Source organism: Methanomassiliicoccus sp. (assembly GCA_012719175.1).
Lineage (GTDB): Archaea > Thermoplasmatota > Thermoplasmata > Methanomassiliicoccales > Methanomassiliicoccaceae > UBA6.
On sequence record JAAYAX010000005.1, the window covers coordinates 42153 to 58006 of the forward strand.

The 15854-nt window shown below is 56.9% G+C and carries 14 protein-coding genes and 1 pseudogene; 9 read left to right on the plus strand and 6 right to left on the minus strand.

The features are described 5' to 3' along the window. Window positions 1-52 precede the first annotated feature (52 nt). Window positions 53-451, plus strand: coding sequence for a hypothetical protein (locus GXX95_03810; GenBank protein NLT37271.1), 399 nt, complete (start codon window positions 53-55; stop codon window positions 449-451). A gap of 3 nt (window positions 452-454) precedes the next feature. On the opposite strand, the gene trpD is transcribed toward GXX95_03810, so the two are convergent. The 3 genes from trpD to GXX95_03825 all read right to left on the minus strand — a co-directional run bounded on the left by trpD (window position 455) and on the right by GXX95_03825 (window position 3448). Further along, window positions 455-1573, minus strand: coding sequence for an anthranilate phosphoribosyltransferase (trpD, locus tag GXX95_03815; protein NLT37272.1), 1119 nt, complete (start codon window positions 1571-1573; stop codon window positions 455-457). 4 nt (window positions 1574-1577) lie between these two features. After that, a complete protein-coding gene (locus tag GXX95_03820) occupies window positions 1578-2585 on the minus strand; it encodes an alcohol dehydrogenase catalytic domain-containing protein (protein ID NLT37273.1) in 1008 nt (335 codons plus the stop codon). A 164-nt stretch (window positions 2586-2749) separates the two neighbouring features. Continuing rightward, a complete protein-coding gene (locus GXX95_03825; GenBank protein NLT37274.1) occupies window positions 2750-3448 on the minus strand; it encodes a 4Fe-4S binding protein in 699 nt (232 codons plus the stop codon). A 165-nt stretch (window positions 3449-3613) separates the two neighbouring features. Between GXX95_03825 and GXX95_03830 the strand changes: the two genes are divergently transcribed. The 5 genes and pseudogenes from GXX95_03830 to GXX95_03850 all read left to right on the plus strand — a co-directional run bounded on the left by GXX95_03830 (window position 3614) and on the right by GXX95_03850 (window position 8331). Next, window positions 3614-3859 carry a SemiSWEET transporter gene (locus GXX95_03830; GenBank protein NLT37275.1) on the plus strand — a complete coding sequence of 82 codons (246 nt, stop codon included), beginning with the start codon at window positions 3614-3616 and terminating at the stop codon, window positions 3857-3859. A 183-nt stretch (window positions 3860-4042) separates the two neighbouring features. Continuing rightward, complete coding sequence (locus GXX95_03835; protein NLT37276.1) at window positions 4043-4894, plus strand: SDR family NAD(P)-dependent oxidoreductase; 852 nt, start codon at window positions 4043-4045, stop codon at window positions 4892-4894. A 61-nt stretch (window positions 4895-4955) separates the two neighbouring features. Continuing rightward, window positions 4956-5324, plus strand: coding sequence for a hypothetical protein (locus tag GXX95_03840; protein NLT37277.1), 369 nt, complete (start codon window positions 4956-4958; stop codon window positions 5322-5324). A gap of 1586 nt (window positions 5325-6910) precedes the next feature. After that, window positions 6911-6985 (plus strand): annotated as a pseudogene (locus tag GXX95_03845) (streptolysin S family bacteriocin). Beyond that, window positions 6985-8331, plus strand: coding sequence for a radical SAM protein (locus GXX95_03850; protein ID NLT37278.1), 1347 nt, complete (start codon window positions 6985-6987; stop codon window positions 8329-8331). The pseudogene GXX95_03845 and the gene GXX95_03850 overlap by 1 nt, the downstream one beginning before the upstream one ends. Before the next feature lie 3 nt (window positions 8332-8334). Here the strand turns inward: GXX95_03850 and GXX95_03855 are convergent, their stop codons facing one another. Then, entirely contained in the window at window positions 8335-9000 is a 666-nt protein-coding gene (locus tag GXX95_03855; GenBank protein ID NLT37279.1) for a class I SAM-dependent methyltransferase, read from the minus strand. Window positions 9001-9266: 266 nt separating this feature from the next. On the opposite strand from GXX95_03855, the gene GXX95_03860 reads away from it, so the two are divergent. After that, window positions 9267-10520 carry a hypothetical protein gene (locus tag GXX95_03860; GenBank protein ID NLT37280.1) on the plus strand — a complete coding sequence of 418 codons (1254 nt, stop codon included), beginning with the start codon at window positions 9267-9269 and terminating at the stop codon, window positions 10518-10520. 75 nt (window positions 10521-10595) lie between these two features. Beyond that, complete coding sequence (locus tag GXX95_03865; protein NLT37281.1) at window positions 10596-12023, plus strand: flippase; 1428 nt, start codon at window positions 10596-10598, stop codon at window positions 12021-12023. 184 nt (window positions 12024-12207) lie between these two features. On the opposite strand, the gene GXX95_03870 is transcribed toward GXX95_03865, so the two are convergent. Both GXX95_03870 and trkA read right to left on the minus strand, forming a co-directional pair. Next, on the minus strand, window positions 12208-13761 hold the full coding sequence (locus tag GXX95_03870) for a TrkH family potassium uptake protein (protein NLT37282.1): 1554 nt from the start codon (window positions 13759-13761) through the stop codon (window positions 12208-12210). 12 nt (window positions 13762-13773) lie between these two features. After that, entirely contained in the window at window positions 13774-15120 is a 1347-nt protein-coding gene (gene trkA / locus GXX95_03875; GenBank protein NLT37283.1) for a Trk system potassium transporter TrkA, read from the minus strand. 167 nt (window positions 15121-15287) lie between these two features. On the opposite strand from trkA, the gene GXX95_03880 reads away from it, so the two are divergent. Continuing rightward, complete coding sequence (locus tag GXX95_03880) at window positions 15288-15698, plus strand: cupin domain-containing protein (protein NLT37284.1); 411 nt, start codon at window positions 15288-15290, stop codon at window positions 15696-15698. Window positions 15699-15854 lie beyond the last annotated feature (156 nt).

A 15854-nucleotide genomic window follows, 5' to 3' on the forward strand; every position in this document is an offset into this window, starting at 1 on the left:
CTCCCATAATCTTTCCTAGCATTTATCTAGGGAAATGAGCTACCGGACGAGCATGTGGAAAGTACTCGGGGTAGAGACCATACTGCTCAATGCCGATGCGGTGTGGGTGGAACGGTTGACATCACTATCGCAGCGGAGGAAGGATGCTCCGCGCTTCCGTGAGCTCCTCGGCCAGGCCGATATCCGGTATTATTTCGATACCATCCGAGAGGTCCACATGTTCCGCCTGCAATTGCCGCCAGAGGTCACGCTGGAGGAGCTGGAGTTTATGAAGGAGTTCATCCAGAGGCTGTACAAGGCGGCCAAGGTGCCGGTCGTAGAGTTCGATGGCCAGGCACAGCTTTCTTCGGTCGTCCTGTCCTCGGATGAGGAAGAGGATGTCCACAGCTCTAAGAAAGCTAAGAAAGCTCCCCGGATTCGAAAGAAGGACGAGGAGCGTCAGGCCATCTGATGTTCAGGCCAGTATGTCAGCCCGGGCGACGAGGTCATTGAACCTCCCCTCGCCCAGGGAGGGATCGGAGTTCTGTACCCTGATCCATTCCTGCAACTTCTTAATGGCCGCACCGCTGTCGAGTATCGACCGCGCTCTCTCCACCCCGTCCTCGATGGATGACGCCTTCCCCATCATGTAGAATATTGGCGCGGTGTTAAGACACACGATGTCCTGGCGGGAGCCGTTCTCCTCGCCGCTGAGCAGCCTCATTATTTGGACGGCCTCCTGCTCCCGGTTCCCTGTCGTCAGGAGGTCCTTCTCTACACCGGGCTTGATCCCCATCTCCTGGGCATCGACGGTGTAGGTCAGTATGGAACCGTCCTTGCGGAGTTCCATGACCTTGGTGGGTCCGAGGGTGGACATCTCATCCATGCCCTTGCTCCCCGATGCGTTGAGGCCATGGAATACGATGGCCTGATGATATCCCATCTCCTTCATCGTTTCCAGAGTGGGCTTGATCATGCTCTCCGAGTACACTCCCCTGACCCCGTAGCGAGGAAGGGCGGGATTGGCCAGGGAGCCGGCGATGTTAAGGATGGTGCCGAATCTTATTTGAGAGAGGATCCTTCCCAGAGCTGTCGGGTGGACCTTGGGCGACATGCCGTTGAAGATGCCTATGCTAGCCTTCTCGATGCTCCTCTTGACGATGGATACATCGCACTCCACATCTACGCCCAGCGTCTCCACGATGTCCACGGTCCCGCACCGGGAGGTTATGGCCCTGGCCCCATGCTTGGCCATGACCACGCCATCAGTGGCGGCAATGATGGAGGCAGCGGTGGAGATGTTGAAGGTCTTGAGAGTGTCCATGCCCGTCCCGCAGTTATCGACCAAAGGGGCGTTGACATTGGGCGTGACCTTGATGGTATCGATCTCATAGATGGCCTCCCAGCTTGCTGCGATCTCCTGGGGGGTGGCCCCCTTGGCAGTGATGGCCGCGAGGTACGCGCCCTGCTGTAGGTCGGGTTGCTCGTTCAACAGTATCTGGCGGAACATCTCCTTCGCCTGAGCACGGGTCAGGTCCCCGCCTCCGATGAGATGGTTCACGTTAGCGCCGAATGTCCTAAGCCTCTCTTCCATAATGTCACCTTTCAAGATCATCAATAACGCACTTTAACGCCCTGCGGCCCTCTATGGCCCTGAAAGCCTCCTCGATCGAGGACAGAGGCAAGCGTTGCGATATCAGGGATTGCAGGTCCACCTCCCCGCGGGCTATGATGCCGAAGGCCTCGGTATCGCTTGCACTGGTGCATCCGTAGGCCCCCACCAGGAGAAGTTCCCGGTAGTGCAGCTGATTTATATCCACGTCCGTTCGGGGATCGTTCTTGGGCAGTCCGGAGAAGACACAGACCCGTCCCCGAGGTGCCATGAGCCTCAACAGGTCGTCGTCCACCTTGACCTTGGGGGTGGCCAGTATGGCCACGTCGGCCCCCTGGCCGTTCGTCCATTCGTTCACCGATGTGGACAGCGCTCCAGATGTGGGATCGATCCCAGCGTCTGCCCCCATGTGGACGGCCAGCTCCCTGCGTTCCGGGTCTGGCTCTACGGCCAGGACCCGTGCCCCCTTCCTGCGTGCCAACGCTGCGTGCATCAAGCCCATGGGGCCGGCTCCGAAGATCACCACGCGGTCGCTGGTGGACACGGACGCGGCGTTCTGACCATGCACACAGCAGGCCAGTGGTTCGGTTAATGTCGCGAGCACCGGGTCCGCACCAGAGGGCAGGATGTTGACCCCTCCCCCGGCCACCGTGGGAGCGGGAACGGCCATGAGTTCGGCGAAGCCACCATCGTGGTTGAAGCCGATGATGCCCTGGTGTGCGCACATGTTGTCCAGCCCCTTTATGCATGAGGGGCACTGGCCGCAGGCCACGCCGGGCCAGACCTGGACGGTGTCCCCGATCGACAGGGGCCCCGTTCCGCTGACCTGCTCCACAACCCCCACCACCTCGTGGCCGAGTATGCGAGGATATGACAGATCCCTTTGGCCCACTCGGGCCATCTTGATGTCTGTGGGGCAGACGGCGCAGGCGGTCACCCTCAGGACCGCTCCTCCAGGTGGGCATTGGGGCTCCTTCACCTCACCCACCGACATATTGCCTGGATTCCAAAGCGTGGCCGCCTTCATAGACCTCAAAGCCTATTGGACTATACATCCAATTGACATCGTCGAGGCGGGTCGGCCTATATATGGTTTATTAGGTGAAAAAAGTAGTTGGATTATACATCCAACTAATGCTGGCTATTGGCTATTTTTCATCAATCCTTGACCAGCGCCCCGGTCCGGCCAATGGTGTAACTGGAGATATCCGCATTGCTCCCCGCCTTCGTCATCGCCTCTTTCACCAGGCGACGAAGCTGCCCACAGCAAGACACCTCCATGTGCAAGATGGTGATATCCTTGATGTCGTTGGCGCTGAGGATAGCACTCAATTTCTCCACATACTCGCGGTTATCGTCAAGCTTTGGACATCCTATGACCGTGGTGCGCCCCCGAATGAAGCTGGGATGCATGGAGGCGAAGGCGAATGCTGTACAGTCCCCAGCAAGCAGCAGGCGGGCCCCTCTGAAGTAAGGAGCGTTGGGAGATACCAGGTTCATCTGAATAGGCCAGTTGCCCAGCTCCGACCCACCCTCGGTCGGTGTTGATGCAACTCCTTGAGGACGCAGGAGCATAGGAACTGCCGAAGGACAGCCGCATGAGGCGGGAGCGCGGCTATCTTCCACATGCCTTTTAGCCGCTTCCTCATCGAAGGGGTCAGCCTCTCTTTCCTCGATGGTCAGTGCACCCTGGGGACACTCGCCCAAGCAGGCTCCGAAGCCGTCACAGAACATGTCCTTGACGATCCTGGCCTTGCCGTCCCTGATCTCGATTGCTCCCTCAGCGCAAGCGTCCACGCACTTACCACAACCATTGCATTTGCTCTCATCGATTCTTATGATCTTCCGGACCGCCATAGGATCGCCGGTGAAAAGATGTGCTATCCATACATTAAGCAATCCCCTCATTCGGATGCAGGATCATCATGTCCTCCGTACGAATTGTAGGAGGGAACCTGGAAAGTACATAGACATGGGTTACATTCACCTTTTTTAATGGAAACTTGGCTCATGCTCGGGCTGATGGCAGGCCTAATGACCACGGTCGGTTTCGTGCCTCAGATAATCAAGAGCTTGCGCGAGAGGAAGATGGGCGAGGTATCTCTCCTCATGCCCACGCTTCTAAGCGTGGGGATGTTCCTATGGCTGCTCTACGGTCTTCTGACCGATGACCTCCCCATAGTTATATGGAACGCCATCGCCCTGGCCCTGAACTTATGCCTAGTGGGCCTGAAGTTACATTTTGGCAGGATTGAGAAAAGTTCCTGACTTGAGGACCTCTTAGTTGAAGCACCAAGTGCAGAACCGCTCATTCTGGATGAATGTACTGGGATGAACCTTACATGTCGACATATCATCTTCGTCATGAACCAGTCGCCATCTAGTTGTTGAGGAACATCATTTCAGTGATATGCTCGATCACTTCGGGTTGTGGTCATGAGGGCGGTAAGCATGTTCATAAGTGACAAGGTCGCGCTCATCACGGGGGCCACCACAGAACTGGGCAAAGCGACGGCCGTAGGGCTGGCCAAGATGGGAGCTACACTGGTCCTTGTAGGCGGGGACAGGGGACGACTGTCATCCGTTGCCAAGGTGATAATCCGGGAAGCCCCCCATACTGTTCTCAGGACCCTTCTGGCAGACCTCTCCTCGATGGCGGAGGTGAGGAGATCAGTATCGGAAATAATGATCGAGGAACGTCGCATCGACGTCCTCATCAACAACGTGGGCGTAGTGGCTCGGGAGCGGGAAGTGACCGTGGACGGGTACGAACGCACCTTTGCCCTAGACCATCTCGCCCCTTTCCTTCTGACCAATCTTTTGATGACCGACCTTTTGTTCTCTGCTCCTTCCAGAATAATCACTGTCTCCTCAACGCCCTATCCAGCGGGCCCCCTAAAACTGAACGATCTGATGCTGGATAGAGGGTACTCGCCGTCCCTAGCATGCGGTCAGGCTAAGCTCGCGAACATCCTCTTCACCTACGAGCTTGCCCATCGTTTGCGGGGGACAGGAGTGACCGCCAATTTTGTTGAACACAGGACGAGGCGAACAAGGTTTGGGATCGAGGCCGGAGGGATGACGCGTCTGGACATGGTGGCCGTGCGCCCCTTTGAGCTGAGCCGGAGGTCGGGAGTTAAAACAATCATCCATCTAGCGGCCTCACCTGAGGTCGTGGGATTGACCGGTCAGTGCTTTATCAGCTCGAGGTCGAGAAGGCCTGCCCCCATATCGAGTGATATTGAGGAGGCCAGGATGCTGTGGGAAGTGAGCGAGAGGCTTACCGGTCTGAGACCGAGATAGTCAACCAGGTTCAGCATCCCTTTATTATCAGGATATATGTTTCTCATATCCAGGAGCTTGCATGAACAAGATACTGAGCGGCGTGCTGATATTTGTGGCCATATTCCTCATACTGTTGGGCGGCATATTCATCATCGCCTGGGGCACCATCAATCTGATCACCGGGGCTATCATGCTGGTGATGGCGGGGGCGCTCCTCTTCTTCGTGTATCGGAGCGACAAGATAGAGGCGGCCCAGCCCAAGCTCATCAACCAGACATTCAACGTTCAGATGAGCGGTTCAGGTTCACTGGAGCAGAAACAGATGACCTGCCGCTCGTGCGGTGCACCGCTCTCAGACAAGGACCTCAGCATCGTCAAAGGAGGCATTGTGGTGAAGTGTCCTTACTGCGGCAGCGTATACGCCATGGAGGAGGCCCCCAAATGGTAGGTCATCGGCCGTACCCTCTCCCGCGAGCGGTCTTGGCCGTCATCTTCACCCTCGCCCTGGCAGCATCCGTCGTTTCGTTCGCCGATCCTGTGGGCCAGGCGTCGGCAGCGGACTACTCCTTCTCCTTGGCGGAGGAGAGAGTGAACGTCACGTTGCTGCAGGACGGCAGCGTGGACATCGATTACCTCTTTCATTTCACCGATGTCGGTTATCTGGACGGAGTGGACATCGGCATGCCCAATTCACTGTACGACCTGTCCACGGCGACCGCCAAGGTGATCGTCGATGGAACGGAGCAGGGGACCCGCACGCCTTACACCTCCCCGTGGATAGATATTGGAGTGGCAGTGGACCTCTTGCCGAGCACCATCAGCGCCATCCAGGGCGGAGGCTCGTTCACGCTATTATTCCATATCAACAATCCCCACATGATCTACTCCAACCCTGATCAAGAAGGACAGGCAGGGGTCAAGTTCACTCCCACGTGGTTCAACCCTGAATACCAGAACGGGAACACCGGCCTCCTGAACGCCTCGGTCATCCTGCCCGAGAGTCTGACCGAGGCATCGGAGGTGACATGGTTGACCAACCAGCCATTCGACGGCCTGTTCATGGATAATGAGATAGGGAGGATGGTGGCCACCTGGGAGGCCACTGAGGTAGATCCCAGCTCCCAGTCCGTGGGGGCCTACGATGTGGGGGCGGGATTCCCCACACGTCATGTGGCTGTGTACTTCGACCCCTCCACCAATCCTGACCTCAATGGGGGCGGTGGAGACCTCTTTGAGGACCTGGGCATTCTCTTCGCCCTTCTGTTCCCCATCATTTTCGTGGCCATGTTCATATCCATCTTCGTCGCAGCCCTCCGTGGGGCTTCCAAGCGCCGCATGGACTATTTCGAGCCCAAACTGAGCGTAGTGGGGGCGGGACCCCGCCGGGACCTCACCGCCGTGGAGGCCGCGGTCGTTCTTGAGCGTCCCCTGGAGAACGTCGCCACCATGATCCTGTTTGGGCTGCTCAGGAAGAAGATGGTCAGGGTGGTCGACGAGAGCTACCCCATGCAGCTGCAAAAGCTCGCCGAAGCGGGAGAGCATACGTACGAAACGGATTATTTGAAGGCCATCGGAAAGGATGGAAAGGTGGCCCGCAACGCCCTAAGGGACTGCCTCGTAGGACTCATTAAAATGACCACGAAGAAGCTGGAAGGATTCGATATCAATGTCACCAAGACATACTACAGCTCCATCGTTGACCAGGCGTGGAAGCAGGTGACCGATGCCCAGACGCCGGAGGAGTTCGCCTCGGTGCTGCAGCAGAGCAATGAGTGGATGATGCTCGACAAGAACTATGAAGGGAGGATGAGGAGGACGGTCTTCCCACTCCCAGTAAATATCCCTACGACCGGACGTACGGTCAACGGGTACCCACTCGCAGGTCTTTCCTCGGGAAAGAACCTGGCCCAGGACTATGTGGACAAGGTTAGAGACGCGGGCAAGAACGTCGTCAATGACATGAGGGGGCTAACTGGGCAGGTGGTTTCACGCACCAACCCCATCCCCATCACTTCAGCGTCCAGCAGCGGGTACCGTGGCGGGGGCGGGGGCCACAGTTGTGCCTGCGCCTGTGCCTGCGCCTGCGCCTGTGCCGGAGGTGGCCGCTGATGAGACTCTCCCAACGCTGGTCTGAGCTCATGGGTCGGGGGCTCCATCAGGGCGTCTTCCGTTATGATGGCATGGGAACACTTGCACATCACCGGTTCCACCTGAGGGTGGACTCCAAGCAGAGGGGGATCCTGATTATCGACGCCTCGCAGCTGGTGGAGCTGAACGGTACGGCGCTGGATTACGTGAGGTGCCTCCTGGAGGGCCGGACCGAGGAGGACATGTTCCGCTACATGAGCCACCGCTACCAGGGTCTGGACCGTTCCACCGCCTCGGAGCACTACTCCCGCATCTCCGATCAACTGGTGCGCTTCATGAACGGTGAGACCGATATTCTGGAGATAATCGGCACGGAACGACCTACCATAGGCGCGGACGACTTCCCCGCCCCCTACCGCATGGACCTGGCCCTCACCTACCACTGCCAGAACGTCTGCGCCCACTGCTACAACGAGCCTCGGGATCTGAAAGAGCTTGATGAGGACAGGTGGATGAAGGTCATCGCCCGGACATGGCAGCTCGGCATTCCCCACGTGGTGTTCACTGGGGGAGAGCCAACGCTCATACCTTACTTGGACCGGCTGATAGCCCGCTCTGAGAGCTATGGACAGGTGACCGGCCTCGTCACGAACGGCCGTAAGCTCAGTACCCCGGGATACCTCAAGGACCTGGTGGGCAAGGGCCTGGACCATGTCCAGATCACGGTCATATCCCACCGTGAGGATGTGCACGACCGTCTATCGGGAGCCCTGGGGGCCTGGAAGGAGACGATCGAGGGCCTGAGAGCAGCGTTGAAGGAGGACCTGTATGTCAGCACGAACACCACCATCATGGCTTCGAACAAGGATGATGTCCTGGACACAATGAGGTTCCTGATCTCCCTGGGCGTGAAGAACATCGCTTTCAACAGCATCATCCGCTCCGGCAAGGGAAAGGAGACCGAGGGCGTGGCCTATCCAGTCCTACAGGACATTCTCACAAAGCTCAACCTGCTGGCCGAGGAGGCCGGGGTGCGTATGGTGTGGTACACCCCCACGCCGTACTGTGAGCTTAACCCCATCAACCTCGGCTTGGGCATAAAGCAGTGCACGGCCTGCTCCATCAATATGGCGGTAGAGCCGGATGGTACGGTCCTTCCATGCCAGAGCTACTACTGTCCCCTGGGCAACATACTGCAGGACCCTTGGGAGTACATCTGGAACCATGATCTGTGCAAGGAGATCAGGGGCAGGAGGTACGTGGAGGAGAAGTGCACGGACTGCGCCCTACTGGACACCTGCGGCGGAGGTTGCCCTCTCGCCCGGAAGATGGGTAGCCTGGCATGCTGGGACCACGGGCCCTCCTGACCGTCAGCGCTCCTTCTTGGATAGGGCATAGAACACCGGATTATGCTGAACGAGCGTCCCCTCCGTCACCGCTTGGTCCCACGCCCGCCTCACCACGGCCATCTTGTCCTGCCCCAAGATGCCTGATGTCATGTGGACGATCTCCTCCCACTCTCGGTCCGCCTCCTCCTTCGTCCATCCCGCCATCCGCATGCCCGAGAACGTTCCCGTGGCGGGAACCAGGCCGCACTGGGAGATGATGCCCGGTATCTTCCGCCCCATTTCCGGATCCGCACCTTGCCCCCTCAGCCCCCTGACCATAGCATCGTCGATCACCGAGACCTCAGGCGGGTAGCTTATGCGACCGCAGTAATCAGGCTCTGCAAAGCACAGGACCCATGTCCTTGCCACCCTGGCCATCTCCCTCACTGCCGCCGCCGCATCCTCGACCCAGAGAAGAAGGTACGAGCAGTACACGATATCGAACGAGGCATCATCGAAAGGCAGATCCTCGGCCCTTGCCTGCACCGCCTTCTGGTCCCTGGACCTGCAGGCGTATACGGCCTCAGCATCGATGTCCACGCCTTGCACATCCAGATAAGGGGACAGCAATTCCATCACCAGACCGGGACCGCAACCAACGTCCAGCGCTGTAGGCCTCCCTGTGCCCATCGACATGCCTGGGAGCACAATGGTCCTCAGCAACCATATCCATGAATCTCCAAGCCATCTGCATTGGCGGGCCAGCTGCTCTTCGGGGATACGTCCTGGAGGCATCGGGAGAGTGAGGGGCTGTGCATGAATAAGCATTTTGCAGATATCAATGCGGGAACGGTCGTTATTCCTCGGCCATTGATTCCCTGGTCGCAGGGTATAAAAAGTGGAGAAGGTGGTATCCACGCGAGGAGTGCCAGACCATCACCGAGGACCACCTGCCGACAGCCTATGTCATCAACATGGGCGCTAATGGGCTCGCCGTCGCCCGGACCCTGGGCCGCGAGGGCGTTCCAGTTGTAGGCATCGACAGCCGGCCCGACGCTCCAGGTTTCGCCTCCAAGTTCGTGAGGAAATTGGTCGTCAAAGACATCAAGGATGATCCTGAGGCGCTCCTTCAGGCACTCCTACGGGCAGGGGAGGGACAGGATGAGAAGGGGCTCATCTTCCCCGCGTCCGATGCTGCGGTCCTTTTCCTCTCCAAGAACGAGAAGGCCCTTTCTGAGCAATTCATCTTCCTCACCCCACCGGAGAAGGTCCGGGAGGCCATGATCAACAAGCGTCTCCAGCATGATGAGGCCATACGATTGGGCATACCCGTCCCGGTGACGCACTTTCCCGTTGGGCCGGCCGACCTGGAAGAGGTGGAAAGCACCGTCAGCTACCCTGCCTTCATAAAGCCGTTGTACTCCCACAGATGGTGCACCACCTTTGCCAACAAGGGGTTCATCGTAACCACCACTGCAGAGTTACGAGAGAGGATGGCCACCGTTTTCGCCTCGGGGCATGAGGTGATGGTCCAGTCCATAATCTGGCCGCCTGGGAAGGACCTCTACAGCGTGGGGGCGTTCTTCGATGAGAATGGCAAAGAATCCCCGACCTTCTGCTGGCATAAGTTACGGCAATATCCACCGAGCTTTGGCGTCGGCTCCCTGGTAGAGAGTGCTCATCAGCCCGAGGTTACCGAGCTCGGCCTCAGGTACATGAAAGGCATCGGCTACCGAGGCATCGGTTATGTGGAGTTCAAGAAGGACCAGAAGGACGGGGAGTGGAAGATGGTGGAGATGAACGCACGCACCGGGCAGACCAATGCCCTGCAGGCGAAGGCGGGGAGGCCTCTCGTACTATACCAATACTGCCATCTCACCGGGAGGCCATATCTACCGAGATCGGGAGACTACCCTGATGGGGTCCGGTGGTGGGACAGCCTCAATGACATCGATTCCTTCTGGCGTCTCCGACGACGAGGTGAGATAACCACGTTCCAGTGGATAAGGTCCTGCTTACAAGTGGACGTCAACGCCTACTTCGACCTCAACGACCCTGTCCCCTTATTCGTGCGATATGGCTATGGGTCCAAGCTCGCCAAGCTGACGAACGACCTTCTTAAGATGAAGGTCGATGAGGACCAGGTACTCTCGTCGGACGATCCTGTTGCGACGGTGCGGAAGATCAATGCTCATGGTCCAGACTCGACGAGGACCAACCTCAGATGAGAATATATTTAAAACGTCATTACTTTGAGCCCGTCGCGGCGGCGTGACGGTGATCCAACGGGCCTGGTAAGAGGTGTGGCCAAGAACTCCTTGGCCATGGCATTGGTGCAGTTGATCAGCCAGGTCTCCACATTGATATTATCGATAATCCTGAACGCATATCTGATGGAGGACTACAACACCTACACCTCCGCGTTCTCCGTTGCCAACGTTCTCTTCCTGATAGCCGATCTCGGACTGGGCCTCAAACTCGTGGTCGATGTCGCCCCCAACAAGTCAATTGCCCCCCAGAAGCTCAACACCATCCTCCTCCTGCGAGGGGTGATGGGCGGGCTCGCCATCCTCATGACCTTGGCCTTGGTGCTGCTGCAGGAAATGCCATCCAAGGTAGCCCTTGCGTACATGGTCATCGCTCTGTCCACGGCCCTCAGCTGGATCGCCCAGACCTTCTCGGCCATGTTCACAGCTTACGAGAGGATGTACTACGTTCTGATGACCTCCTTGGTGGAGCGGGCCTTCACCGTGTCCCTGGCCATCGTGCTGGTGCTGACCGGCTTCGGATTGGAAACAGTGGTGATGGTCGTCCTCAGCGGGAGCGTGCTCTACGTCTTCCTATCCTATGCGGTATGCAGCAAGTTCATCGTTAAGCCATCGAGGGGCGTGAACTTCAAGCTGGCAAAGCAGGAACTGAAAGAGGCCGCCCCCTTCGCCATCAATGTGGGCTTGGTGAGCACGTTCTATGCTCTGAACGGTTTTCTCCTTCTGTCCATCATCTGGGGCATGAACGGTCGGGAGGCAGGGGAGCTGGCCAATACGCTGTTCTATATCGCGTTCAACCTCGTGGCGGCCCTCATCAACGTCCCTACTGTCTTCAAGCAGGCGCTCCTCCCGGTCATAGCCCGTCTGTACAGCTCCTCCCCGGAGATGACCGGGTTGGCGCAACAAAAGCTGATGAAATACATGTACAGCATGGGGCTGCCGCTCACCCTGGGAGGCATGATCCTGGCGGACGACATCATGGGCTTGCTGTATGTGGACCGCGCGGGCTCGGTCATCGTCCTGCAGGTCCTGCTTCCCGTTCTCGCCATTTCGTACTTCGGCACCGGTCAGGGCAGCCTCCTGGCTGCTGCGAAGATGATGCACCTCAGCACCATCTCCTCATCTGCGGGGGCCGCCCTGAACTTTGTAGTGTGCATCGTGTCCATACCATTGCTAGGTCCGGTAGGTGCCGCCCTCGCGTTCACCCTGGCGACGCTGGTAACTAACGCCATACAGTATTACTTCGTCTACACCCGGGTGGTCAAGCTGAATATCATCAAGATCATCGGCAGACCGACGCTCGCTGGTATCGGCATGGCCGTCGTGCTGTTGCTCCTGCCCGATCTAAACCTGTTCCTGGCAGTGGGATTGGGCTTCCTGGTCTACGTCGCCCTTCTTTTCCTCCTCAAGGCCATCGACGATGAGGACAAGGACATAATGAGAAGAGTGTTCAAGAGGGATTAGTCCCGGGACCGTGCCCCGTCCCTAGGTCAATTGATGCATTGCTGGAAGGGCTTTTATCGCAGTGTACGACCCATGATGACCGTTAGACTTTGCTTTCTATCCCTGTTCGATCTATATTTATCAACGGTCCACACGTTTTCTATTCTGTCTGAGCGGAGGCATGCTACCGCACTACTTGGCCGCCTCACTCATGGTATCTCAGAAGCTCCTTCCAGAAGACCGGCATGAGAACGACCAGAACCGTCAGGAACTCCAACCTCCCTGCCCACATCGTAAACGTGAGGATGATCTTGCCTGCATCCGGAAGGTATGCGAAGCTCTCCGTGGGACCGAACGCACCGATCCCTGGCCCACAGTTCGATAGGGTCGCCAGCGCCCCGCTGAACGAGGTGATAGGATCGACGCCCATGAAGGTGAGGGCCGCGGTCGTGAAGATCGCGGTCATGATGTAGCAGATGATCACGGCCATCAGGGAGGTGAGAGCATCCTCTCCCAGGGGCCGGCCGTCGAAACGGGTATGGAACAAGGCCCGGGGGTGGACCATCTTATATAAGCTGGCATAGACGAACTTGCGGGCCAGGATTATCCTGGCCACTTTTAAGCCTCCAGCGCTCGAACCGGTGCTCCCTCCGATGATCATGATGATCAACAATACAAGTATCGCGCCGCTCTCCCAGGCAGCGAAATCCGCTGTGCTGAACCCCGTGGAGGAGGAGATGGACACTACCTGGAAGAGCGAGGTACGGACCGTTCGTTCCAGATCATTGATGTCGCCTCCCCATAACATGGCGATAATGGCGAGCGTTGCCACGGCGATTATGATGATATAGCTCCTGAACTCCGAGCTTTCCCAATAGCTTCTCAGCCGGCGGTTGGCTAAGGTGTGATAATGCAGGTAGAAGTTGACCGATGTCAAGAACATGAACACGATCACGTTCCACTCCACCAACGAGTTGTTGTAGAAGGCGATGCTCGTGGAGTGAGGGGACAGGCCTCCGCTGGACATGGTGGAGAACATGACCAAAAAGGAATCGTAGACACCGATGCCTGTCAGCATCAACAGACCAAGCTGCAGTCCGGAGAAGCCTATGTAGATGTAGTGGAACTTCCTGGACTCCTCCCTGATACGTAGCGAGAAGTTTTGGACGTTAAGACCGGGAAACTCGTTCTTGAACAAGGACCGGCCTCCGACCCCCAGCATGGGGAGGATGGTCACGAATATCATGATGATACCCGCCCCACCAAGCCACTGGCTGAAGCTTCTCCAGAAGAGCAGGCTCCTCGACCAGGACTCGATGTCGGTCATAATGGTCGACCCGGTGGTGGTGAACCCGCTCATCATCTCGAACACGGCGTCCACGGGGGACATCCCGGCTAGGATGAAGGGCACAGCCCCGAGCACAACGATCACGAACCAGCCGGTGGAAACAGCGAACAAGGCCTGCGTTGGTCTGGTCATATCGGGGGACCGATATCGTAGGACCAGCATGCCGCCTAGTATGGTCGAGAGCATTATGGGATAGATCCAAATGCGGATATCCTCTCCATAGAAAATTGAGGTGAGGAGAGGGAACAGCATGGCAATGGCGATGTACAGCATGAGGAGGCCGAAGATGTGAGGTATGGCCGCGCCCTTCCTCCTTACTCTCTGGAGCAGAGAATAGCGATTGATGCCGAGTCTCTTCGAGATGGTCCTGATGCCGTTCCTCCAAGCTCTGCGCCAGCGGTCCAGATTCATGGTGTTCTGTCCTCAAGGGCCCAATGGTATCTTTGTTTTGAACATGTGCTCCAGCTCCGGCACGTCCCTGCGAGATGCATAGATCAAAAGAAGGTCCCCCCCGCTCAGAATAAGATCTGAGGTGGGGGGAATAGGCCTCTCGTTCCGGATCACCATACCCAGGACGGAGCGATCAGGAAGCTGCAGCTCTGAGACCGGACACCCCATGTAGATGCACTTTTCAGCTATCGGCACTCCGATGAGCGCTTCATCGAACCCTGCCATGAGGACCAGCACCTCCAGGTCGGGGACGGTCTGCCTCACCAGCTCGTTGGCTACCACGTGGTATGTGCCTATGGCCGCGTCCACCCCGCTCATATCAAAGACCATCTCGTAGTCCCGACGGGAGAACTTGGTGATGGTCTTGGTAACGCCCAGATGCTTACCGATTAAGCATGAGAGAAGGTTCTCCTCCTCATTGTCGGTGGTGCAGATCAGGGCATCGGCCATGTTCACGTTCTCATCCCTGAGCACAGAGGGATCGGTGCCATTGTCATTGATGATGACAGCATTACTGAACTTGCGTGACAACCACTTGCAGCGGGCCTCATCCTTCTCTATGAGCTTGATGGAGCATTTGGTGTCCTTCAGTATATCCAGAAGCTGTTCGGCGACGATGTCGCCCCCCACCACCACAAAGTCATGAGGGTCGTGCACCTTTCCCAGCAAGGCATTGAACTCCTTTATGGCCCCAGGCGGTCCCAGGATTGTGACATCGTCACCTACTTGAAGGTTCTCTGTTCTGCTGGGTAGTAAGAGCTCGCCCCTACGATGAATGACCAGGATGCTGCTACCTGGAGGCATCTCCATGAACTTCAGGGGTTTGAACAGTCCCGCATCGTGCCTGTCCGTTACTCTGAACACTGCAACCGCCAGACCAAAGCCGGGAACTCTCTCGTAATCGATGAGGTCCTCCACCATCGCCAATTTCTTCATCTTACTCGCAGTGAGGCGCTCGGGAGAGAAGGTACGGTCCACACCAAAGGATTCCCATTGAATATCGCCTACCATATACTCCGGATTCCTCACTCGGGCGATCGTGCCAACCTCCGGGCGGAGCTTCTTGGCAACCTGGCATGCGAAGATGTTGAACTCATCCTTCTCTGTGACCGCCAGGAACAGTCCTGTCTTCTCTGTTAGAAGGTCCTTAAGGACCGCTGGACTACCTCCGTTGGCGTTCACCGCCCCAATGTCCAGGCTGTCCAGTATCCTTCTATATCTCTTTTCATCCTGTTCCACCATCATCACGGTGTACTTCCTTGACATCGTACGTGCTAAGGTGTAGCCGACATTTCCCGCTCCCACGATGACGACCTGCATGGAACTCCCACTGATTGGCAGGCAGTAAGGGAAGGGACATCAAAATGATTATGGTCCCAGATGTGCAAAAGGCATACCAACGAGAAATCTTCTTGGAGGCCATATTGATAATTCTCCCTCTTAGGACAGGCGAAATATTGAGGTATAGAACGTCACATTATATTCGCATGAACAAAAGTGAGAAGAAAGGCTTCTGCATCGATATTGAAGATGCTACCAAGGAGAATAAGTGCTTCCGCAAGGTTCTGTATACTGGTGAATATAGCCAGGTTGTGCTCATGACCCTTAAGAAGGGCGACGAGATCGGCATGGAGGTCCATGACGACAGGGATCAGTTCTTCCGTTTCGAGGAGGGTGAGGGCGAGGTCATCATTAACGATAACGTATACAAAGTAAAGGATGGCTCAGCCGTGGTTGTTCCTGCAGGTGCTATGCATAATGTCGTCAACACTGGTAATGAGAAGCTGAAGCTCTACACTATCTACTCACCCGCGGAGCATAAGGACAAGACCGTGCATGGGACGAAGGCGGATGCCGAGGTCCATGAGGAGCATTTCGACGGGGAGACCACCGAATAAACACCTTGGCAGCCATCGGGCTGCTCTTCTTTTCCATCATTTATATAGATATATTGTATGCTCTCACGGTGTTTCCATTGACCGTCCATCATAATGGGGGTCATCGATCCGGTTAGGGTAACAGTATAATTCACCGTTTTTTCCCACACCAACCTT

Bases quoted from the DNA above. Each gene is read 5' to 3' on its own strand.
- GXX95_03810 (NLT37271.1), top strand. From the start codon at position 53: ATGTGGAAAGTACTCGGGGTAGAGACCATACTGCTCAATGCCGATGCG.
- trpD (NLT37272.1), bottom strand. From the start codon at position 1,573: ATGGAAGAGAGGCTTAGGACATTCGGCGCTAACGTGAACCATCTCATC.
- GXX95_03820 (NLT37273.1), bottom strand. From the start codon at position 2,585: ATGTCGGTGGGTGAGGTGAAGGAGCCCCAATGCCCACCTGGAGGAGCG.
- GXX95_03825 (NLT37274.1), bottom strand. From the start codon at position 3,448: ATGGCGGTCCGGAAGATCATAAGAATCGATGAGAGCAAATGCAATGGT.
- GXX95_03830 (NLT37275.1), top strand. From the start codon at position 3,614: ATGGCAGGCCTAATGACCACGGTCGGTTTCGTGCCTCAGATAATCAAG.
- GXX95_03835 (NLT37276.1), top strand. From the start codon at position 4,043: ATGTTCATAAGTGACAAGGTCGCGCTCATCACGGGGGCCACCACAGAA.
- GXX95_03840 (NLT37277.1), top strand. From the start codon at position 4,956: ATGAACAAGATACTGAGCGGCGTGCTGATATTTGTGGCCATATTCCTC.
- GXX95_03850 (NLT37278.1), top strand. From the start codon at position 6,985: ATGAGACTCTCCCAACGCTGGTCTGAGCTCATGGGTCGGGGGCTCCAT.
- GXX95_03860 (NLT37280.1), top strand. From the start codon at position 9,267: ATGGGCGCTAATGGGCTCGCCGTCGCCCGGACCCTGGGCCGCGAGGGC.
- GXX95_03870 (NLT37282.1), bottom strand. From the start codon at position 13,761: ATGAATCTGGACCGCTGGCGCAGAGCTTGGAGGAACGGCATCAGGACC.
- trkA (NLT37283.1), bottom strand. From the start codon at position 15,120: ATGCAGGTCGTCATCGTGGGAGCGGGAAATGTCGGCTACACCTTAGCA.
- GXX95_03880 (NLT37284.1), top strand. From the start codon at position 15,288: ATGAACAAAAGTGAGAAGAAAGGCTTCTGCATCGATATTGAAGATGCT.